Raw genomic sequence first — 20,786 nt, 5'->3', positions numbered from 1 at the left:
CCTCGGGAGAGACGCCGGACCGCGCTTCACCGCCTCAGGGTATCAGGTCGGCCAGTTTGAGCGCGCCCGCAAGGATCACGGCGGTGATCGAGACGAGGAGTTCGAGGGGGATCGACTCCCAGATCGGGCGCGCGGAGGCGCGCCGGGCGGCGATGGCGTTCATCATGTTCCCTCGGGAGCGATGCCGTCTGATGCGGATCGTCTCCAGCTCGGCAGTATAGCGCAGGATGGCGTCGCTTCCCACCCGGAGATGCGAAATTTAGTGCTCTAAACGACGAGACCCGACCTTCGATTCACGAAGGCCGGGCCGCAAAAGATCAGACGTCCCCGGAGGGGACCGGTTCGGGACGCTTAGTAGTAGAAGCGGCGCGGGCCGTAGAAGCGACGCGGACCATAGAAACGACGCGGGCCGTAGAAGCGGCGCGGGCCATAGTAGCGGCGGCCGTAGAAGGGGCGCGGGCCGTAGAAGCGACGCGGGCCATAGAAGCGGCGGCGGTAACCGTAATACTGCACGGTCTGTACGGCGGCCGGGGCAGCCTCGCTCTGGAGGGCGAGGGCGGGGCCGATGGGGGCGGCCGAAGCGCCCTGCGGCGCCGTGGCAGCGAAGCCTAGGGCCAGCAGCGCGGCCAGCACGAGTTTCCTCAGCACGTTTTCAACTCCCTGGATCTGTCGAGACTCGACATTCCGTGCCCGCGTGTCCGCGAGGCCCGGACGCAGAAAACGCACAAACGCCGAAAGCGTTTCCCTCGGCTCACCCAAGCGTGACCGTAATGGTCAACGAAGGCTTGCGAAGCATTGGGCGCCGACGCCCTCAGGCAATCTTGAGCGTCATGTCGACGACAGCGGCCTCGGCACTGCCTTTGACCAGCGCGATCCCGTGTTCGCAATCCTCCCGGCGGACGTAAGCTTCCGCCGAATCCGCGATGACGTTTCCGTTCTGAGACCGAAGGCGCCAGCGCCAGCCCCCGGCAGAATCCCTGTAGAGTTCAAACCGCATCGTCCCGCCTCCACGCGGCCGGACGCACCGTCCGGCTCACCCTGAAATGGCGAGACGCACCGCATTGGCAATGTCTCCGCTTGGCAATGTCTCCGCTTGGCAATGTCGCCTCTTGGCAATGTCGCCTCTTGGCAATGTCGCCTCTTGGCAATGCCTCCGCTGAGCGATGTCTTCGCTGCAACGCGGGTCCCGGACATGACAGCGCCGCCCCGGCGGACCGGGGCGGCGCTGCATCACGATGTCAGGAGACTGGGTTCAGGAACGCGGGCCGCGGTCGAGCCAGCCGATGGCGCGGCCTTCGCCGCCGCCCTGCGGACGCGGGGTGCGGGGACGCTCGCCACGGGGCTCGGTGCGGGCCTCGCCGGCGCTGGCCGGGCGACGATCGCCGCGCGGCTCCTGGGGACGGGCGGCACCCTCGGGACGGCTCGGGCGTCCGCCGCCGCGGTTCTCGCCGCCGCGACCCTCGCCGCCACGCCCGTCGAAGCCACGACCCTGGCCGGGACGGCCACCCGGGCGGCTGCTCGGACGCTGGCCCTGGCGCTGGCCGGGACGCTGGCCGTTCGGCGCCGGACGGCGCTCCTCGGCCTGGGCGTTGTCGGCCGCTTCCTGGCGGGACGGCGGGGTGAAGCCCTCGGGGAAGGCGCCAACGGGGATCTTCTGGCGCGTGGTGCGCTCGATGTCCCGCAGGTAGGCCTTCTCCTCGTCGTTGCAGAACGAGATGGCGAGCCCGTTCGCCCCGGCGCGCGCGGTGCGGCCGATGCGGTGGACGTAGCTCTCCGGCACGTTCGGCAGGTCGTAGTTGATGACGTGGCTCACCGCTTCGACGTCGATGCCGCGGGCGGCGATGTCGGTGGCGACCAGCACCCGGCAGGACCCGTCCTTGAAGGCGGCGAGCGCCCGTTCACGCTGCGGCTGGGACTTGTTGCCGTGGATGGCCGAGGCGTTGATCCCGACCTTCTCCAGGCCGCGGACGACGCGGTCGGCGCCGTGCTTCGTCCGGGTGAAGACGAGCACGCGCTCGATCACCGGATCGCGCAGAATGTGATTGAGCAGGGCCTGCTTCGCGCCGGTATGGGCGAAGATGACCTCCTGGGTGACGCGCTCGGCGGTGGTGGCGACCGGGGTCACCGCGACCTGGACCGGATCACGCAGATACTGGTCGGCGAGGCTGGCGATGTTCTTCGGCATGGTGGCCGAGAAGAACAGGCTCTGACGCTCCTTCGGCAGCATCTTCACGATACGCTTGAGAGCGTGGATGAAGCCGAGGTCGAGCATCTGGTCGGCCTCGTCGAGGACGAGGATCTCGACGGCCTCGAGGGTCAGCGAGCGGCGCTCGATGAGATCCATCAGGCGGCCGGGGGTCGCGACCAGGATGTCGACGCCGTTGGCCAGCGCCTTCTCCTGGCGGGAGATGGTGACGCCGCCGAACACCACGGTGTTGGTGAACGACAGGTATTTTCCGTAATCGGAGAAGTTCTCGGCGATCTGGTTGGCCAGCTCGCGGGTGGGCGAGAGCACCAGCACGCGGCAGCCGCGACGGATCGCCTTGCGCGGGGTCTCGGCGAGGCGGTGCAGGATCGGCAGCGCGAAGGCCGCCGTCTTGCCGGTGCCCGTCTGGGCGATGCCGCAGAGGTCGCGGCCCTGCATGGCGGGGGCGATGGCCTGGGCCTGGATCGGGGTCGGGCTCTTGTAGCCGGCCTCTTCCAGGGCGCGCAGCACGGGCTGGGCGAGGCCGAAATCGGTGAATTGGGTCAAGGAGGTACTTTCAGGCAGCGGGACCGTGCCGGACGCCCTCGTGGCGAGGGGAAACGTCGAAGAGTGTGGTCGGTCCGTTGAGCTGGAGCCGCCCGCGTGCTGGGGCAGTCCGGGTGCATGCACGTTGAAGAGAGGGGCTCAGGTCGCTCGGGGGCCGCAGATGCGATCCGGCAATCCGTCACGCAGCCCTCTCAAGCGGAACCATGACGGCCGCTGACGCTGCACCTGCGATATGAGCCTTCGCGCCTGCGAAGTCAATCCGTGTGGCCGACCTTGGCCGGCGGCCCACGCAGGGCGGGTCCTCCGCCCACGCATGCGGCGGCGCTGGCGCCAATGGAGGAAGCCGATACGGAGTAGCCGGATGCGGAATGATTTGACGCCGCCGCACCCGTGGGGTGTTACCTCTGATCCCGAGCCGGGCCGCCCGGCAGGTCACGGGTCCGGATGATCGCGCGCCACACCCTCACCTATGTCGGCTCGCGGGGCGTCGCCGCAGCCCTGAACATGGGCGCTCTCGCGGTGTTCACCCGGCTCGCGCCCACCGACGTGTTCGGGCTCTACCTGCTGGTGCTGTCCTGGGCGCTGGTGCTCTACAGCGCCACCTGCCAATGGCCGAAATTCTCGTTCTTCGCCCTCTATGCCGAGGACCGGGCCGCCGTTCAGGTCGGCACCGTGGTGCGCCTGCTCGGCGGCATGGTCACCCTCGCGGCCCTGGTGGCGGCCGGTGCGGCCGGGCTCGGGCTGCTGGAGCCGCGGTCGGCGCTCGCGATCTTTACGGCGGTGTTCGGCATGATGGCCTTCGAGGGCGCCGCCGAGATTGCGCGCACCCGCCTGGAGGTCGGCGCCGTCGCCCTTTCGGTGGTGATGCGCGCGGTCCTGGTCCTGGCACTGGGCAGCACCGCCCTCCTCCTCGGCGGCGGCGCCATCGCCCTCCTGCTCGCCACCGCCGGCGCCAACATGCTGGCGGCCCTGCCCACGCTCTACGTCATTCGCGCCCTGCTGCGCGGCGGCGGCAGCTGGGCCGAGGCGCGCCGCCTTCTCGCCTATGGCTGGCCGCTGGTGCTCTCGTTCGGCGCCGCCGCCCTGGCCCAGACGGCCGACCGCCTCGTCATCGGCGCCAGCATCGGCGTCTCGGAACTCGGCGCCTACGGCGCCTTCGCCGACTTCCTGCGCCAGAGCTTCGTCGTGTTCGGCGACAGCGTCGCCCTGGCGCTGATCTCGATCGCCAAGCGCGATGCCCGCGACGGCGGTATCGCCACCGCCCGCCCGGTGCTGGAGGATGCCATCCGGCTGCTGACGGTGATCGCCGCCTTCGGTGCCGTGTTCTTTCTGGCCTTCGACGACATCCTCGTGACCCTGCTGCTCGGGCCGGATTACCGCGACACCGCCCTGCGGGTGGCGCCCCTGCTGGTCGCCGCCAGCATCCTGCAGATGTTCCGGTCGTATTATTTCGGGCAGGTGATCTATTTCACCCAGAAGAGCCACCTCGACGCGATCGCGTCGGTGACCCTGCTGATCGCCATCGGCGGCCTGTCGGCGGTGCTGATTCCGCGCCTCGGCGTCGAGGGAGCGGCCATCGCCATGGCGATTGGCCAGGGCCTCGCCTGCCTCGTCTTCATCCTCGGCTCCCGCGAACGCTTCCGCATGCCGGTGCCCCTGCGCGACCTCGCCGTCATCGGCGGGCTGGCGCTCGCCTGTGCGGGGGTGATCGCCGGGCTCGAGCGGCTCCCCCTCGATCCGGGTCTCGCCCTCGGCCTCCGCCTCGGCTGCCTCGCCCTGGTCTCGGCCGGGACGGCCTGGGGGTTCAACATCCTCGGCGTCGCCGATCTGCTGACGCGTCTCCGGAGGGGTCGCTCCCGCAGGGCCACCCCGTGAGCCGACCCGCGCCGAGCGTGGTCACGCCGGACGGGCTCGTGGTCTGCCTGCGCCCGATCACCGACGACGCGCCCTGGATCGCGGCCTGGCGCGACCTCGGCCACCGGGCGCTGGTCGACAATCTGTTCTACGATCCCGATTACGCGCGTCCCGCCTCCGCGGTCTTCGGGCAGGGCGTGCAGCTGGCGCTGGTGGGAGACCGTGCGCCCGAAGAGCCGGGTCTGCGCCTCGTGGCCGTCTGGCCCGTGCGGATACGGCGCTGGCGCTGGGGTCTGCCGGTGAGCCTGGTCATGGGCTGGATGCATGATTTCGGCGTCTTCGGTGCACCGCTCCTCGACGGCGCCGAGCCGGGTCGCGCCCTGGATGCGCTGTTCCTCGGCCTGAGCCGGCTCCTCGGGCCGCGCCTGATGCTGACGCACGTGCCGACCGCCGGTCCCTTCGCGGATCTCCTCTGGGGGCGCCTCGCCGCAGGGCGGCTGCGCCATGCCCGGTTCTGGCCGCAGGAGCGCGCCTTCCTCGACCTGGCGGGCCGCGACGCGGCAGCCCGCGCCGCTTATCTCGCGCATCTCTCATCCCGCAAGCAGCGCAAGTTGCGCCAGGCCTGGGATCGCCTGAGCACGGACGGACCGATCGCCTTCGAGACGATCCGCGATCCCGCCGCGCTGCCTGCCGCCCTCGACGATTACATCGCGCTCGAGGGCGCGGGCTGGAAGGGCGCGCGCGGCACCGCCATCGCGGGCGATGCGGCCCAGACCCGGATGATGCGCGACCTCGTCCTGCGCTTCGGCGCGCGCGGCGGTGCTCGCATCGATCGCCTTCGCCAGAACGGCCGGACCCTCGCGGCGTTGGTTAGCTTCGTCACGCGCGAGCAGGTCTGGACCCTCAAGATCTCCTATGCGGCCGCGGCGGCCAAGCACTCGCCCGGCGCCCTCGCCTTCCAGCGCCTGACGCAGGCCATCGCCGCCGACCCGGCGCTCACCACGGCGGATTCCTGCGCGCCGCCGCATTATCCGCTGCCCGAGACCTTCTGGACCGGGCGGCTGCCCCTCGCTCACATCCTCGTGGAGAGCCGCAGCGGCGATCCGCTGTTCGCCCTCGCGGTCCGCCTCGAGCGCGGGCGCGCCGAGGCCAATCGATGCCTCAGGGCGTGGCGCGACCGCCTGCGCCGCTTCCTGCCGGGCGGCTGAGAGCGGGGTCAGGCGGCGCGCACCGCGCGATCCTGGACGTTTTGATCCTGGATGGTCTGATCCTGGATATCCGCATCCTGGACTTCCCGATTCTGCCCCTCCTGATCCTGCGCCTCCGACAGGTCGGTGGCGAGACGTGCCGCGTGGGCGACGAAGCGGCGGCGGACCGCGCCCGCATAGGGATTGGCGCGCTCGATCGCCTCGAAGACTTCGGGCGCGTCGTGGCGCACCATCGCCACCGCCTGCATCAGCAGGTCGAAGCTGCGCGTGGTCATCCGGGTCGGCAGCGGCTCCATCTGCACCATCACCTTCGCGATCAGGTGGGTCAGGCCCTGGGCGGCGGCGGCGTCGCGGTCATGTGCCTCGGGCGTCGTCACGATGACGTCGAGCCCGAGCCGGCGGCGCAGGAAGGCGGCGACCCGCCGGGGCCGTCCACCGCGCACCGGGCAGAGCGCGATCTTCAGCCCGCGGATGCCGCCCCGCGCGCTCTGCGGACCGAAGAGCGGGTGGGTGGCGACGATCGCGACGTGACCCGGCAGGCCGGCACGCATCGCGTTCGCGGCGGCCACTTTCACCGAGCCGACGTCGAGCACGAGGGCGCCCGGAGGCAGGTGCGGGCCGATCTCGGCCACGACCGCCGCGATCGCCGCGACCGGAACCGCCAGGATGACGACGGGACAGCCGGCGGCCTCGCGCAAGGTCGCCCGCGTGACGTCGTCGACCGATGCCGCGGACATGGCCGGATCGTAGGCCTGGATCGCGAAATGCGGCGCCAGATGGAGGGCGATGAGGCGGCCGAAGGCCCCAAAGCCGATCAGGCCGAGGGGAGGACGGAGGTGTGCGGGGAATGCGGACGACACGGACGGAACCTCGGTTGGAGCCGGGCCGTCGACGATGGTCCTGAGGAAGAGATCAACCGCCGACGATGCAGCGGTTGAGACATGACAAGCCCCGCGCCGCTAAGGGTGCGGCGCCGAATAGGAGGCGGGGCGGAACGACGGTGTCATGGTGCGAGCTTCTAGGGCGGGATCGCCGGCGCGGTCAATCCGATCCGGCGCGCCTCACCAGCCGAAGCGGGCGATCGCGTCGAGGCGCGCCCGGATAGCGGCCTCGTCGCGTCCGAGGCCGGCGATTCGCTGCGAGAGGGCGTAGCAGGTCCCGCAGAACCCGAACTGCATCAGAGGGAGGCCATCGGCCCGCGCCCGTGCCACCGAGCCGATCAGGCAGGCGATGACGGGCTCGTCCGCCGGGAGGCCGAGGCAGTCCGCCCGGGGGCTTCCGAAGAACGGCCGGTTCGGCCAGGCCAGCGAGACCGCGGTGCCGCCGCGCCGGTCGGGTGCCGGCGGCACCGTGTAGCTGCGCAGGAACAGGGCGGCGAACAGCAGGACGAGGCCGGGCATCAGGAGGCCCGGATGGACGAGGGCGCGAAGGCGGGAGGTGGGCATGGCCGATCGCTCCCCGTCAGGCCGGTTCGTCGTACCGGCTCCAGCGGAACACCTCCGTGCCGGCCCCGTCGATAACCCGCACCGCCTCGGCCGGAGCGCCGGAGCGCTGCGGGGCACGGGCCCTGGCGAACAGCGTCAGCGCCCGTTCCTTGGCCGCCTCGACGGTGCCGGTGCGCACCGAGATGCGCTGGCGCACCGGGTCCTCGCCGCGCGCCCCGGCCTCGTCCTCGGAGGCGAGGACTTCGATGTGGTAGGTCTCGCGCGGGTTCACGACGGCTCCATCCGGCTGGCTTGGTCTCCACCATCCATACGCACAGGCGCCGGTCCTTGGCACCGGCGCCGGCTCGGCTGCGACGAAAAAGGCCGGGCCTGTCGGCCCGGCCCGCACGCGGTCCGGCGCGTCGGCTCAGCGCGCCGGGGTGCCGGTGGGCGCCGAACCCGGCCCGATGCCCCGGCCGGCGCTCGGGATGGGGGCGGCGCTCGGGTTGCGGACGGCCCCGGCACCGGGCGCCGTCCCGGTGGTCGCGGGCGATCCACCGATGCCGCCTGCGGCGGGACTGCCGATCGAGCTGCCGGCTGTGCCGGAGTTGCCGACGGTGCCAGAATTTCCGACGCTGCCCGAACCGGCACCCGGTGCGGTCGACTGAGCCTGGGCGGCGCCCCCGAGGGTGAGCGCGGCGGCGGTGGCGAGGGCGAGTGGGAGGTGACGCATTGGCGAGGTCTCCTGAACCGGATGGGATCGATCGTACCCCGTCAACGCGGTGCGGGATGGGCCGGTTCAGATCGCCGCCCGGTCCGCAAGGCGTGCAACACGCCGCCGGATGTGATTTGGTGGTGCCTCCCGCTTGACCCGAGGCGCAGTCCGGCGGGAAGCCGTTTCCCGGCGGAGCCCTCCGCCGCATCGAACAGAGAACCCCATGGCGACGACGCCCTTTGTCACGGCAGACTGGCTCCACACCCGGCTCGGCGCGCCCGACATCGTGATCCTCGACGGCTCGTGGTACCTGCCGGCCCAGGGCCGCGACGCCCGGGCCGAGTATCTCGCCGCGCACATCCCCGGCGCGATCCGCTTCGACATCGACACGATGAGCGACGAGACCTCTGCCCTGCCTCACATGCTGCCGCGCCCGGAGGTCTTCGCCTCGCGCATGCGGGCTCTGGGCATCGGCGACGGCGCCCACCTCGTGGTCTATGACGGGATGGGCCTGTTCTCGGCGCCGCGGGTGCGCTGGATGCTGAAGACCTACGGCGTCCGCGACGTCGAGATCCTGGACGGCGGATTCCCGGCCTGGGTCGCGGCGGGCTATCCGGTCGAGGAAGGCGAGGGCCGGCTGCGCACCCGCCGTCACTTCACCGCACGGTTCGACAACGGCGCCGTGGCGGAGGCCGGGGACATCGCCCGCGCCCTCGACACCGGCAATGCCCAGGTCGTCGATGCCCGCTCCGGCCCGCGCTTCCGCGGCGAGGAGGCGGAGCCGCGCCCCGGCGTCCGCCCCGGCCACATGCCGGGCGCCCGCAACGTCCATTATTCCGCGCTCCAGAGCGGGGGGCGCCTGAAGGACGAGGCGGCTCTGCGCGCGGTCTTCGCCGAGAACGGCGTCCACGTGGGCAAGCCCGTGGTCACCACCTGCGGCTCGGGCGTCACCGCCGCCATCGTCGGACTGGCCCTCGAGACCCTAGGGCGTCCCCCCCGTGCCCTCTACGACGGCTCCTGGTCGGAATGGGGCTCGGACCCCGAGCGTCCCGTCGCCACCGGCCCGGCCTGAAGCCTCCGCCTTGCTGAACCCGGACCCTCCGGCGTGCCCGGTCGCCGCGCCGGAGCGGCAACGCTCGCAGGGGCGGATCCACCTGCGCGTCGCCTGCGCGGACGGGCACGACACCCGCATCCTCGACATCGGCGAGGGCGGCCCCTTGCGCCTGCGCCTGCCGCGCCGGCCGAAGGGGCCGTGCGAGGCGGTGCTGCTCAACACCGCCGGCGGCATCGCCTGCGGTGACGTCTTTCGCGTCACCATCGAGGCCGAGGCGGGCGCCGACCTGACCCTGACCACCACCGCCGCCGAGAAGGTCTACCGCTCCGACGGCCCGGTGAGCCGGTTCGAGACGCGGGTCACGCTCGGCGCCGGCGCCCGTCTCGCGCACCTGCCACAGGAGACGATCCTGTTCGACCGGTCCGCCCTGGCGCGCCGCTTCGAGGCCGATCTGGCGCCGGATGCGCATCTCCTCGCCTTCGAGGCCGTCACCTTCGGGCGCACCGCCCGCAACGAGGCGATCACGCGCGGCCACCTCTCCGACACCTGGCGCATCCGCCGCGCCGGGCGCCTCGTCTATGCCGATTCCCTGCGCCTCGACGGCGCGGTGTCGGACCAGCTCGCCCGGGCGGCCATCGGCAACGGCGCCCGCGCCATGGCGACGATGCTCGACGTCTCGCCCGCGGCGGAGGGCCGGCTGGACGAGGCCCGCGCTCTTCTCGACGCGGCGGGGGCGGAGGGGGTCGCGGCAGCGGCCAGCGCCTGGAACGGCCACCTCGTCCTGCGCCTCCTCGGCCGCGATCCGGACGCCCTGCGGAGCGTCGCCCAGCGCGTCCTCATCGCCTATCGCGGACGGCCCCTGCCCCGGGTCTGGCAGAGTTAAGGGGCCGTCACGCCGGCGCACCGGGAAACGGGTGGATCGGCGGGATCAAAGCCGCCACGAGTTCGAGCCGGCCCGAAATGACGCCGCGCTCGGTGATCATCGCGTCCGCGATGGTCTGGAGCGTGTCGGCCGGACCCTGCACCAGCACGACCTCCAGGGTCTGGTTGTGCATCAGGTGCACGTGCAGCGAGGAGATCACCTCGGCGATGAAGCGGCGCTGCAATTCGGCCAGCCGCTGTTGCAGCCCATGGGCGAGGTTGTCGTAGCAGAGCGTGATGGTGCCTACCATGACGCGGTCGCCGACCTCGTGCCGGTGCTCCACCAGGGAGCGGTGCAGGATCGTCGCCACCGCCTGGGAGCGGCTGGCGAAGCCGCGCTCGCCCACCATGGTGTCGAGTTCGCAGAGCAGGTCCTCGGACAGCGACAGGCTGATCCGGCTCACCGGCCGCTTGCGCGTCCCCTCGGCCTCCTCCGGGCCGGTCGCCGCGGTTGCGTTGTCGGACATCTGATTTCCTCCCACTCCGCCCACTCTGGCACGGCTTTTGTATCCGTGAAATCCCGTCGGTATTACGATTTCCACTGATCGTATTACGCGCCCTGGAGATCACAGATGCGCCTGTCCTCGGTTCTCGCCGCCACCCGCAGGAACGTCGCCGGCGGCCTCATGGCCCTGGGCCTGCTCGCAGTGCTGCCCGGCCCGGTCACACCCGCCTACGCCGCCGAGCCCCTGCGCATCGGCTACAGCGACTGGCCCGGCTGGGTCGCCTGGCAGGTCGCCATCGAAAAGGGTTGGCTCAAGCAGGCCGGCCTCGACGTCACGTTCGAGTGGTTCGACTACTCCGCCTCCATGGATGCCTTCTCGGCGGGCAAGCTCGACGCCGTGACCTGCACCAACGGCGATGCCCTCGTGATGGGCGGCAATGGCGCCCGAAACGTCATGATCATGCTGACCGACTACTCGAACGGCAACGACATGATCGTCGGCAAGCCGGGCGTGAAGGGGCTGGCCGAGCTGAAGGGCAAGAAGGTCGGTCTCGAAGTCGGCCTCGTCGAGCAGCTGCTCCTCATCAACGGCCTGAACAAGATCGGCCTGAAGGAGACCGACGTCACCTTCGTCAACGTCAAGACCAACGAGACGCCCCAGGTCCTCGCCTCCGGGGACGTGTCGGCCATCGGCGCCTGGCAGCCCATCGCCGGACAGGCGATGAAGGGCGCCGCCGGGGCCCGGCCGCTCTACACCTCCGCCGACGAGCCCGGCCTGATCTACGACGTGGTCACGGTGACGCCCGCGAGCCTCGCCGCCCGCCGCGCCGACTGGATCAAGTTCGTGGCCGTCTGGGACAAGGTGGTCGCTTACATCCAGGACCCGAAGACCCAGGCCGACGCCGTCGCCATCATGGCGGGCAAGGTCGGCATCGAGCCCGCGACCTTCACCCGCTTCCTCAAGGGCACCCGGCTCCTGACCCTGGCCGATGGCCGCAAGGTGATGGCCGATGCCGAGGGCTTCGGCTCGCTCTACGGGTCGAGCCGCTACGCCGACGCCTTCAACGTCCGGTACGAGGTCTACAAGGCCGCACAGGACGTGAAGGGCTACATCGATCCGGCGCTGACGGACGGCAAATGAGCGCCGCGCCGCGCAGCGACGAGAGGCAGCGCCCCATTCCGGTGGCCGGCGCGCCAGCGGAGGCGACCCGTGCCCGACCGGAGCAGGCCATGGCCGCGCCGGTGCGGACCGGCGCCCGGCGCCGCTCCTGGATCGGGGTCGCCCGGCCGCTCTCGACCCGGCGCCGGACCGTGCTGGCGGTGCTCTCCTTCCTGCTGCCGGTCCTGGCCTGGGCGGCGGTCTCCTACGTGCCGTTCCTGTGGCATCCCCTGGTGGAGGTGACCGAGCCCGGCGACGTGGCCTGGATGGAGCCCGGCATGCGGGTGCCGAAGGCCGCCTTCGCGGAGGAGGTCGCGCGCGCGGGGGCCGCCAACGGCGCGGCGCCTGTCGGCATTCCCGCCAACCCGGTCTACCTGCCCACGCCCCACGCCGTCGCGGCGGCGCTCTGGACCTCCCTCACCGCGACGCCGACCCAGCGCGACGCGATCCGCCTGCCCCTGAGCCTGTGGCACTCGATCCAGATCATCGTGTGGGGCTTCCTGCTCTCGTCGGTGGTCGGCGTGCCGCTCGGCATCCTGTGCGGAGCGCAGCCGACGCTCGCCCGCCTCACCGAACCGGTGATCGAGTTCGTCCGCTACATGCCGGCCCCCGCCTTCGGGGCGCTGATGGTGGCGATCCTCGGCATCTATGACGGGCCGAAGATCGCCATCATCGTCATCGGGACCTTCTTCCAGCAGGTGCTGGTGATCGCCAATACAACGCGGCGGATCGAGCCGCTGCTGATCGAGGCCGCCCTGACCCTCGGGGCGCGCAACCTCCGCCTGATCCGCCGCGTGATCGTGCCGGCAATGCTGCCGCAGCTCTACCGCGACCAGCGCATCCTGCTGGGCTGGGCCTGGACCTACCTCATCGTCGCCGAACTGATCGGCACCTCGTCGGGCATCACCTTCTTCATCACGCAGCAGGCCCGCTACCAGCATTTCGACAACGTCTACGCGGCGATCCTCGTCATCGGCCTCGTCGGATCGGCCACCGACCTCGCCCTGGCGTGGATCGGGCGCCGGCTGTTCCCCTACGATCGGAGCGAGGCATGATGCGCGGGAGCACGATTCCCCTGCCGGTGGAGCCCTGCGACTACCGCACCCAATGCGAGCCGGTGCGGGCGCGCTTCGCCAAGCTGAAGAGCCGGGACGTGGCCCTGAGCGTCGAGGGGCTGGGCAAGGTGTTCCGCTCCGCCGGCGGCGAGACCACGGCCCTGCGGGGCATCGATCTCGTCACCCACCGGCGCGAATTCCTCTGCGTGGTCGGCCCGTCCGGCTGCGGCAAGTCCACCTTCGTGCGCATTCTCGCCGGGCTGGAGACGGCCAGTTCCGGCGTGGTCCGGGTCGGCGGCGTGCCGGTCTCCGGCCCCGGCGCCGATCGCGGCATGGTGTTCCAGGGCTACACGCTGTTCCCCTGGCTCAGCGTCCTGCGCAACGTCGCCTTCGGCCTGGAGGAGAACGGCACCCCCCGGCGCGAGGCCGAGCGCGAGGCCCGGCAATGGCTGGCGCTGATCGGCCTCGAGGCCTTCGCGGACGCCTACCCGCACCAGCTCTCGGGCGGGATGAAGCAGCGCGTCGCCATCGCCCGCGCCCTGGCCACCCGGCCGCGCATCCTCCTCATGGACGAGCCGTTCTCGGCCCTCGACACCCAGTCGCGGGCCCGAATGCAGGCCTACCTCATCGAGATCTGGCGCAAGATCGACATCACCATCGTGTTCATCACCCACGACCTCGACGAGGCCGTGCACCTCGCCGACCGCATCCTGGTGCTGAAGGCGCATCCGGGCGAGGTGGCCGAACTCATCGAGGTGCCGGTGCCGCGCCCGCGCAGCCCGGACCAGATGCTGGGGCCGGAATTCCGCGCCACTCGCGCCCGGCTCGACGCCTTGATCCACCCGGCGAAGGACGAGGCGGAGGCCGATGCCGACGAGCCCGCCGCCACCGCCCTCGTCACCCGCATGGCGCCGGCCGGCGACGAGGTCGAGTGATGGACGCCTCCGCGCTGCTCTGGGCCGACCGCACCTGGGAGGAGATCCCGGGCGACCTCGCGGCCGCGTCGCAGGCCGCGATCCTGCCGGTGGGCGCCACCGAGCAGCACGGACCGCATCTCGGCTGCGGCATGGATTTCGTGCTGGCCGAGCGCCTCGCCCACGCGGTCTCGGCGCAGACCCGCGTGCCGGTGCTGCCGACCCTGCCCTATGGCTGCTCGCTCGGCCACAGCCGGCGCTGGCCCGGCACCATCACCCTCGATCCCCTGGTGATAACCCAGGTGGTGACGCAGATCGGCACCTCCGCCTATCATTCGGGCGTCCGGCGCCTGTTCCTGGTCAACGCCCACGTCACCAACGCGGCCCCCTTGCGCTGTGCCCTGGAGATGCTGCGCGCCGCTCATGACGACCTGATGGTCGCCCTGGTGAACTCGGCGACGATCAGCGAGCGGGTGCGCGCGGCCCATTTTGCCGATGCCGCCGACTGGCACGCCAATGCCGCCGAGACCGCGCTGATGATGGCGACCGCCCCGGCCCTGGTCCGCCCGGACCGGATCACGGCCGCCGACGATCCCGACCGGACCGAGGGGCTGGTGTTCGCCCACCCGGTCAACCGCACCAGCCGCAACGGCGTCACCGGCCGTCCGTCGCAGGCGAGCCTCGCCGAGGGCGAGCGCCTGTTCGGCTGGATGGTCGCGGACCTCGCCGCTCTCGTCCGGCGCGGCCTCGCCGAGACACCGCCCCTGTCCCCACCCGACGACCCATCCGGTCCAGAGGAGCGAGCCCGTGGCTCACACGACTGACATCGATCCCCATATCCGCGCGCTGCAGGACGACCTGCGGGGAAAGGGCGTGAAATACGTCATCGGCGCCTATGTCGACATCCACGGGGCCCAGAAGGCCAAGGTCGTGCCCATCGACCACCTGCCCCAGATGGCCGCCGGCTCCGAGCGCTACACCGGCTACGCCCTCGACGGCCTCGGCCAGGCCCCCAACGAGGACGAACTGGCCTCGGTGCCGGACCTCGCCCACGTGATCCAGCTGCCCTGGGAGCCGAAGCTGGCCTGGACCCCGGCCGACCTCACCTTCCAGGGCAAGCCCTACCCCCTCTCCACCCGTGTCGCGCTGAAATCCGTGTTGGCCCAGGCGGAGGCGATGGGCTTCGGCTTCAACCTCGGCATCGAGTGCGAGATCTTCCTGCTGCGGCAGGCGGCGGACGGCTCGCTGCACACGCCGGTGCCGGACGATAAGCTGGTGAAGCCCTGCTACGACGTCCGCGGCTTCACCGACAACTTCTCCTGGCTCGACAAGGTCGCCACCGCGATCAACGACCTCGGCTGGGACCTGTATTCCTTCGACCACGAGGATGCCTGCGGCCAGTTCGAGTTCGATTTCAACTACGCCGATGCGCTGACCATGTGCGACCGGCTGACCTTCTTCCGCATGATGGCGAAGCACTACGCCAAGGAGGAGGGTCTGCTGGCCACCATGATGCCGAAGCCCTTCGCCGACCGCACCGGCAACGGCGCCCATTTCAACATGTCGCTGTTCGACCGCGAGACCGGCCGCAACGCCTTCGCGTGCGACCCCTCGACCGATCCGCGCGGCCTCGGTCTGACCGAGACCGGCTATCACTTCATCGGCGGCGTGCTGAAGCACGGCCGCGCCCTCTGCGCCGCCTTCGCTCCGACGGTGAACAGCTACAAGCGCCTCGTGCGCCAGGGCGCGATGGCGGGCTTCTCCTGGGCGCCGGTGTTCAACTCCTACGGCTCGAACAACCGCACCAACTCGGTGCGGGTGCCGGCCGGCGGCGGGCGCTGCGAGAGCCGCAACGCGGACGGTGCCGTGAACCCCTACCTCGCCGCCGCCCTGGTGCTCGCCGCCGGGCTGGAGGGCGTGCGCGAGCGGATCGATCCCGGCGCGCCGAACGAGGACAATCTCTACGATCTCTCCGACGCCGAGCGCGCCGCCCGCGGCATCGATTTCCTGCCGCAGACCCTGATGGAGGCGGTGGAGGCCTTCGCGGCCGATCCCCTGGTGGAACGGACCCTGGGCAAGGCCCTGCGCGACGAGTTCATCCGCTACAAGACCGCCGAGTGGCAGGATTATCATCTGACCGTCAGCGCCTGGGAGATCGAGCGCTACAGCCACCTGTTCTAGGCGCCCTCCGAAACCCCCTCACCTGCCCGGCCGGGACGACCCGGCCCCGCGAACAGGGCTCACCATCGGCCGGGACGACCCGGCGGACGTTTGAGGAACGGGCATGACCACCACAGACCAGACGATCGCCGCGTACCGGCAGCGCTACGAAGCGCTGAAGCGCGCCGGGCAGAATCAGGCGCCCCGCGCCCTGCCGCCGCCCTCCCCGCACGGGCTGCCGCTCCCCGGCGCGGCCCTCCATGTGGAGACCATCCCGGGAGGCTGGTACTGGACGACGCATCTGGCGCGCGGCGAAGCCCTGCGCATCGCCCTCGCGCACGGCCCGGCAAGCGTCGCCCTGGTGGCCTGGAGCGCGGCCGACCCGTCCGAGCGGTTGAACTACGCCGACACCGTCAAGGTGCAGTGGACCACCGCCCTGCAGAAGGGCCGGGTTCTGTTCTCCGACATGGGCCGGGTGATGCTCGCGCTGACGGAGGATTCCTGCGGCGCCCACGATTCGCTGGCCGGGGGGTCGAACGCCGCGTCCAACGCCGCGCGCTATCCCGGCGGCCCCCACCGCAACACCCGCGACAACCTCGTCCTCGCCGCCCTGAAGGCTGGGCTCGACCGGCGCGACATCCCGGCCCTGGTCAGCGTCTTCGCGCCCGTCGGCGTCGGGCCGGAAGGCCGCCTCGTGTGGAACGAGGCCGGACGCAGGGCCGGCGACTTCGTCGACCTGCGTGCCGAGATGGACCTGACCGTCACCCTGTCGAACTGCCCGCATCCCCTCGATCCGGCTCCGACCTATGCGCCGAACCCGGTGCAGGTCACGCGCTTCCGGGCGCCCATCCCGGGGGCCGACGACCTGTGCCGCACGGCCACGCCGGAGGCCGTGCGGGGTTTCGAGAACAACGCCCGGGCCGGGTTCTGAGGGGAGATGACGATGACCGACGCACCCACCATCCTCGACGTCACCGTGATCCTCGACGTCACCGTGCCGGCCCAGGTACCCTGGTCCGGCCTCGTGCGCCGGGGCCAGACGATCCGCATCACCGACAGCGAAGGCTGCCAGGCGGTCGACACCCTGTTCTACCGGGCCGACGACATGGGCGAGCGCTATTCCTCCCAGGACACCGTGCGGGTGCAGGGCGCGGCCTACGTCACCGTCGGCACGCCCCTGGTGTCCAGCGAGGGCCGGATCATGGCCCGGGTCACCGCCGATTCCTGCGGGCGGCACGACACCTCGGCCGGGGCCTGCTCGTGCGAGAGCAACACCGTCCGCTTTGGGCACGCCACGAAGTACCTCCATGCCTGCCGCGAGAACTTCGCTCTGGAGGTCGCCATGTACGGCCTGACCAAGCGCGACATCCCGCCGAACATCAACTTCTTCATGAACGTGCCGATCGAGCAGAACGGCGATCTCGCCATCGTCGACGGCGTCTCGGCGCCCGGCGACTATGTCGAGGTCACGGCCGAGATGGACGTGATCTGCGTGATCTCGAACTGCCCGCAGATCAACAACCCCTGCAACGGCTTCAACCCGACGCCGATCCGGGTCACGATCCGGGACGCGGCCTGATGTTCGACACCCTCCTGATCGCCAACCGGGGCGAGATCGCCCGCCGCATCGTGCGAACCTGCCGCCGCATGGGGATCGCCTCGGTGGCGGTCTATTCCGATGCCGACCGCTTCACCCGCGGCGTGCTGGAGGCCGACCGGGCGGTCCGTCTCGGTCCGGCGCCCGCCGCCGAAAGCTACCTCGACGTCGAGGCCGTCATCGCCGCCTGCCGGGCCACCGGCGCGCAGGCGGTGCATCCGGGCTATGGCTTCCTGTCCGAGAACGTCGCCTTCGCCGAGCGGCTGGCGGACGAGGGCATCGTCTTCATCGGCCCCAAGCCCGAGCACCTCTCCGCCTTCGGACTCAAGCACACGGCGCGCGACCTCGCCCGGGCCAGCGGAGTGCCGCTCCTGGCCGGCACCGGCCTGCTGCCCGACCTCGCGACGGCTCTGCGCGAGGCCGAGGCCATCGGCTATCCGGTGATGCTCAAGAGCACGGCCGGCGGCGGCGGCATCGGCATGCGCCTCTGCGCTTCCGCCGCGGAGTTGTCCGAGCACTACGCCACCGTCGAGCGGACGGCGCGGGCCAGCTTCGGCGACGCCCGGGTCTATCTCGAGCGCTTCGTCGGCGAGGCCCGGCACGTGGAGGTGCAGATCTTCGGCGACGGCCGCGGCCGCGTTGTGGCGCTCGGCGAACGCGACTGCTCGCTCCAGCGCCGAAACCAGAAGGTGATCGAGGAGACCCCGGCGCCGAACCTGTCCGATGCGGTGCGCGCCCGCCTGCACGCGGCGGCCGTCGCCCTGGGGGTGAGCGTGGCCTACGCCTCGGCCGGGACGGTGGAGTTCATCTACGATCCGGTGCGCGAGGACTTCGCCTTCCTGGAAGTCAACACCCGCCTCCAGGTCGAGCATCCGGTGACCGAGGCGGTGTTCGGCATCGACCTCGTCGAGTGGATGATCCGCCAGGCCGCCGGCGAGGACGTCCTGGCGGATGCCGGTCCGCTGGTGCCGCGGGGCGCCGCCATGGAGGCGCGGCTCTATGCCGAGATCCCGCACGCCAACTTCGCCCCGAGCGCCGGCCTGCTCACCGAGGTGCGCTTTCCCGAAGGCCCCCGGATCGACGGTTGGATCGAGACCGGCACCGAGGTGACGCCGTTCTACGATCCGATGCTCGCCAAGATCATCGTCACCGGGGCCGACCGTCCGGCCGCGCTCGCGGCCCTCCGCGCGGCCCTCGACGGGACGGCGGTGTCCGGCATCGAGACCAACCGCGACTACCTGCGCGCCATCGCGGGCTCGGATTTCTTCGCCGAGGGCCGGGTCGCCACCACCGCGCTGCGCGACTTCGCCTTTCATCCGCGCAGCGTCGAGGTGCTGCTGCCCGGTGCCCAGTCGAGCCTGCAGGAGCTGCCCGGGCGCATCGGGCTCTGGCACGTCGGCGTGCCCCCGAGCGGGCCGATGGATGCGCGCTCGTTCCGCGCGGCCAATGCTCGGGTGGGCAACCCGCCCGACACCTGTGCTCTCGAGCTCACCGTCTCCGGCCCGACCCTGCGCTTCCACGCCGACACGATCGTGGCTTTGTGCGGGGCGCGGATGCCGGCGACCCTCGACGGCATCGCGCAGCCCCACGACGCCGCCTTCCCCGTGCGGGCCGGCCAGACCCTCCTCCTCGGGGCGATCGCCGGCCCCGGACAGCGCAGCTACCTCGCCCTGCACGGCGGGCTCACGGCGCCGATCGTACTCGGATCGCGCGCCACCTTCGCCCTCGGGGCCTTCGGCGGTCACGCCACCGGCGTGCTGAAGGCCGGCGACGTGCTGCATCTCGGGGCAGTCCCGGAAGTCCCGGCCGAGACCCCGGCGCCGGCGCCGCTGACCCACGACTGGACGCTCGGGGTGGTCTACGGCCCGCACGGGGCGCCGGACTTCTTCCAGGACGCCGACATCGCCGACCTGTTTTCGGCGACCTACGAGGTGCATTTCAACTCCGCCCGCACCGGCATCCGCCTGATGGGGCCGACCCCGCGCTGGGCCCGGGCCGATGGCGGCGAGGCCGGCCTGCACCCGTCCAACCTGCACGACAACGCCTACGCCATCGGGGCCATCGACTTCACCGGCGACATGCCGATCCTGCTCGGGCCGGACGGCCCTAGCCTCGGCGGCTTCGTCTGCCCGGCGGTGATCGCCCGCGACGATTTGTGGAAGATGGGCCAGCTCCGCCCCGGCGACCGGGTGCGGTTCGAGGCCGTGGCACGGCCGGAGGACGACGCGGCGGTGGAGCCAACCGCCGCCCTCCCGACGCCTGCGCTCCGGCGCGGCTCGCCCATCCTGGCCCGGGACGAATCCGGTCCCGTCCCGGTGGTCTACCGCCGCCAGGGCGACGACAACCTGCTCGTCGAGTACGGGCCGATGGCCCTCGACATCGGCATCCGGATGCGCGTCCACCTGCTGGCCCAGGCGGTCGCCGAGGCGCGGCTGGCGGGGCTGATCGATCTGACTCCCGGCATCCGCTCGCTGCAGATCCACTACGACGGCGCGGCCCTGCCCCGGCAGCGCCTCCTCGGCGCCCTGCGGGAGATCGAGGCCGGCTTGCCGCGGGTGGAGGACGTCACGGTCGAGAGCCGGATCGTCCACCTGCCGCTGTCCTGGAACGACCCGCAGGCGGCGCTGGCCATGCGCAAGTACCAGGAGCTGGTGCGCCCCAATGCGCCGTGGTGCCCCTCGAACATCGAGTTCATCCGCCGGATCAACGGGCTCGCCGACGAGCAGGCGGTCAAGGACATCATCTTCGACGCCCAGTACCTCGTCATGGGGCTCGGCGACGTCTATCTCGGGGCACCGGTGGCGACGCCGGTCGACCCGCGCCATCGCCTCGTGACCACGAAGTACAATCCCGCCCGCACCTGGACGCCGGAAAACGCCGTCGGCATCGGCGGCGCCTACATGTGCATCTACGGCATGGAGGGGCCGGGCGGGTACCAGCTCTTCGGCCGCACCATCCAGATGTGGAACACCTGGCGCACCACCCGGGAGTTCGTGCCGGGCCATCCCTGGCTGCTGCGTCCCTTCGATCGCATCCGGTTCTTCCCGGTAGAGCCGGCCGAACTGACCGAGGCGCGCGCCGCCTTCCCGCACGGGGCCTATCCCGTGACGATCGAGGACGGGACGTTCTCCTACGCGGCGCACCGCGCCGAACTGGCGGCGAACGCGCCCGAGATCACGGCCGCCAAGGCGCGCCAGCAGGCGGCCTACGAAGCCGAGCGCCAGCGCTGGAAGGCGGAGGGGCTCGACAGCTTCGTGGCCGAGGAGGCGATCTCGGACGGCACGGAGGATGCGATCCCGGCCGGCTGCGTCGGCGTGCCGACGACGGTGCCGGGCAATCTTTGGAAGCTTCTGGTAGCCCCGGGCGACGGGATCGCGGCGGGTGACACCGTGGCGATCCTGGAATCGATGAAGATGGAAATCGCCGTGGTCGCGCCCGTGGCCGGGACCGTGCGGGAGATCCGGGCCCAGCCCGGCCGGACCCTGCGCGGCGGCGACCTGGTCGCGGTGATCGAGGAGATCTGAACCC

Annotated in this window: 21 protein-coding genes; 12 read left to right on the top strand and 9 right to left on the bottom strand. The window is 71.3% G+C overall.

Features of this window, described 5'->3' with window-relative positions; genetic code table 11:
* Positions 1–34: 34 nt before the first annotated feature.
* The 4 genes from J7U37_RS25060 to J7U37_RS02360 all read right to left on the bottom strand — a co-directional run bounded on the left by J7U37_RS25060 (position 35) and on the right by J7U37_RS02360 (position 2,752).
* Positions 35–166, bottom strand: a complete 132-nt coding sequence (locus J7U37_RS25060; protein WP_282103519.1) for a hypothetical protein — start codon at positions 164–166, stop codon at positions 35–37.
* Between the two features lie 185 nt (positions 167–351).
* Positions 352–648: a hypothetical protein gene (locus J7U37_RS02370; RefSeq protein ID WP_056180201.1), complete on the bottom strand. Its 297-nt coding sequence runs from the start codon at positions 646–648 to the stop codon at positions 352–354.
* Between the two features lie 163 nt (positions 649–811).
* Positions 812–997, bottom strand: coding sequence for a DUF1508 domain-containing protein (locus tag J7U37_RS02365; RefSeq protein ID WP_056180205.1), 186 nt, complete (start codon positions 995–997; stop codon positions 812–814).
* A gap of 255 nt (positions 998–1,252) precedes the next feature.
* Positions 1,253–2,752, bottom strand: a complete 1,500-nt coding sequence (locus J7U37_RS02360; protein ID WP_056180208.1) for a DEAD/DEAH box helicase — start codon at positions 2,750–2,752, stop codon at positions 1,253–1,255.
* A 444-nt stretch (positions 2,753–3,196) separates the two neighbouring features.
* Here J7U37_RS02360 and J7U37_RS02355 point away from each other — a divergent pair, with 444 nt between their 5' ends.
* Both J7U37_RS02355 and J7U37_RS02350 read left to right on the top strand, forming a co-directional pair.
* Complete coding sequence (locus J7U37_RS02355) at positions 3,197–4,627, top strand: oligosaccharide flippase family protein (RefSeq protein WP_247634703.1); 1,431 nt, start codon at positions 3,197–3,199, stop codon at positions 4,625–4,627.
* Positions 4,624–5,814: a GNAT family N-acetyltransferase gene (locus J7U37_RS02350; RefSeq protein WP_247634702.1), complete on the top strand. Its 1,191-nt coding sequence runs from the start codon at positions 4,624–4,626 to the stop codon at positions 5,812–5,814. The genes J7U37_RS02355 and J7U37_RS02350 overlap by 4 nt, the downstream gene beginning before the upstream one ends.
* A gap of 8 nt (positions 5,815–5,822) precedes the next feature.
* On the opposite strand, the gene J7U37_RS02345 is transcribed toward J7U37_RS02350, so the two are convergent.
* From J7U37_RS02345 to J7U37_RS02330, 4 genes are all read right to left on the bottom strand, one after another.
* A complete protein-coding gene (locus J7U37_RS02345; protein ID WP_247634701.1) occupies positions 5,823–6,674 on the bottom strand; it encodes a prephenate dehydrogenase/arogenate dehydrogenase family protein in 852 nt (283 codons plus the stop codon).
* 201 nt (positions 6,675–6,875) lie between these two features.
* Positions 6,876–7,259, bottom strand: coding sequence for a hypothetical protein (locus tag J7U37_RS02340; RefSeq protein ID WP_247634700.1), 384 nt, complete (start codon positions 7,257–7,259; stop codon positions 6,876–6,878).
* 16 nt (positions 7,260–7,275) lie between these two features.
* Entirely contained in the window at positions 7,276–7,530 is a 255-nt protein-coding gene (locus tag J7U37_RS02335) for a hypothetical protein (protein ID WP_056180219.1), read from the bottom strand.
* Between the two features lie 135 nt (positions 7,531–7,665).
* Entirely contained in the window at positions 7,666–7,971 is a 306-nt protein-coding gene (locus tag J7U37_RS02330; RefSeq protein ID WP_247634699.1) for a hypothetical protein, read from the bottom strand.
* A gap of 205 nt (positions 7,972–8,176) precedes the next feature.
* Here J7U37_RS02330 and sseA point away from each other — a divergent pair, with 205 nt between their 5' ends.
* Both sseA and J7U37_RS02320 read left to right on the top strand, forming a co-directional pair.
* Positions 8,177–9,025, top strand: a complete 849-nt coding sequence (gene sseA / locus J7U37_RS02325) for a 3-mercaptopyruvate sulfurtransferase (RefSeq protein ID WP_247634698.1) — start codon at positions 8,177–8,179, stop codon at positions 9,023–9,025.
* Positions 9,026–9,035: 10 nt separating this feature from the next.
* Positions 9,036–9,890 carry an urease accessory protein UreD gene (locus tag J7U37_RS02320; RefSeq protein ID WP_247634697.1) on the top strand — a complete coding sequence of 285 codons (855 nt, stop codon included), beginning with the start codon at positions 9,036–9,038 and terminating at the stop codon, positions 9,888–9,890.
* Between the two features lie 7 nt (positions 9,891–9,897).
* On the opposite strand, the gene nikR is transcribed toward J7U37_RS02320, so the two are convergent.
* Entirely contained in the window at positions 9,898–10,395 is a 498-nt protein-coding gene (gene nikR, locus J7U37_RS02315) for a nickel-responsive transcriptional regulator NikR (RefSeq protein WP_056180230.1), read from the bottom strand.
* Positions 10,396–10,500: 105 nt separating this feature from the next.
* Here nikR and J7U37_RS02310 point away from each other — a divergent pair, with 105 nt between their 5' ends.
* The 8 genes from J7U37_RS02310 to uca all read left to right on the top strand — a co-directional run bounded on the left by J7U37_RS02310 (position 10,501) and on the right by uca (position 20,782).
* A complete protein-coding gene (locus J7U37_RS02310; RefSeq protein WP_056180233.1) occupies positions 10,501–11,514 on the top strand; it encodes an ABC transporter substrate-binding protein in 1,014 nt (337 codons plus the stop codon).
* Between the two features lie 89 nt (positions 11,515–11,603).
* The gene (locus tag J7U37_RS02305) at positions 11,604–12,587 is read left to right on the top strand and encodes an ABC transporter permease (RefSeq protein ID WP_156375952.1); all 984 of its coding nucleotides are present in this window, start codon (positions 11,604–11,606) and stop codon (positions 12,585–12,587) included.
* Positions 12,587–13,522, top strand: coding sequence for an ABC transporter ATP-binding protein (locus tag J7U37_RS02300; RefSeq protein WP_247634738.1), 936 nt, complete (start codon positions 12,587–12,589; stop codon positions 13,520–13,522). The genes J7U37_RS02305 and J7U37_RS02300 overlap by 1 nt, the downstream gene beginning before the upstream one ends.
* Positions 13,522–14,325, top strand: coding sequence for a creatininase family protein (locus tag J7U37_RS02295; protein ID WP_247634695.1), 804 nt, complete (start codon positions 13,522–13,524; stop codon positions 14,323–14,325). The genes J7U37_RS02300 and J7U37_RS02295 overlap by 1 nt, the downstream gene beginning before the upstream one ends.
* The gene (gene glnT, locus J7U37_RS02290) at positions 14,309–15,682 is read left to right on the top strand and encodes a type III glutamate--ammonia ligase (protein ID WP_247634694.1); all 1,374 of its coding nucleotides are present in this window, start codon (positions 14,309–14,311) and stop codon (positions 15,680–15,682) included. Before J7U37_RS02295 ends, glnT begins: the two co-directional genes overlap by 17 nt.
* 103 nt (positions 15,683–15,785) lie before the next feature.
* Positions 15,786–16,592: an urea amidolyase associated protein UAAP1 gene (locus J7U37_RS02285; protein ID WP_247634693.1), complete on the top strand. Its 807-nt coding sequence runs from the start codon at positions 15,786–15,788 to the stop codon at positions 16,590–16,592.
* 12 nt (positions 16,593–16,604) lie between these two features.
* Positions 16,605–17,240 carry an urea amidolyase associated protein UAAP2 gene (locus J7U37_RS02280; RefSeq protein WP_247634692.1) on the top strand — a complete coding sequence of 212 codons (636 nt, stop codon included), beginning with the start codon at positions 16,605–16,607 and terminating at the stop codon, positions 17,238–17,240.
* On the top strand, positions 17,240–20,782 hold the full coding sequence (gene uca, locus J7U37_RS02275) for an urea carboxylase (RefSeq protein ID WP_247634691.1): 3,543 nt from the start codon (positions 17,240–17,242) through the stop codon (positions 20,780–20,782). The genes J7U37_RS02280 and uca overlap by 1 nt, the downstream gene beginning before the upstream one ends.
* Positions 20,783–20,786: the final 4 nt, after the last annotated feature.

The organism is Methylobacterium sp. 37f (assembly GCF_023093475.1).
Classification (GTDB): Bacteria; Pseudomonadota; Alphaproteobacteria; order Rhizobiales; family Beijerinckiaceae; genus Methylobacterium.
Note: the sequence above shows the minus strand (reverse complement) of the source record. Positions and strands in the feature narration are given on the sequence as shown.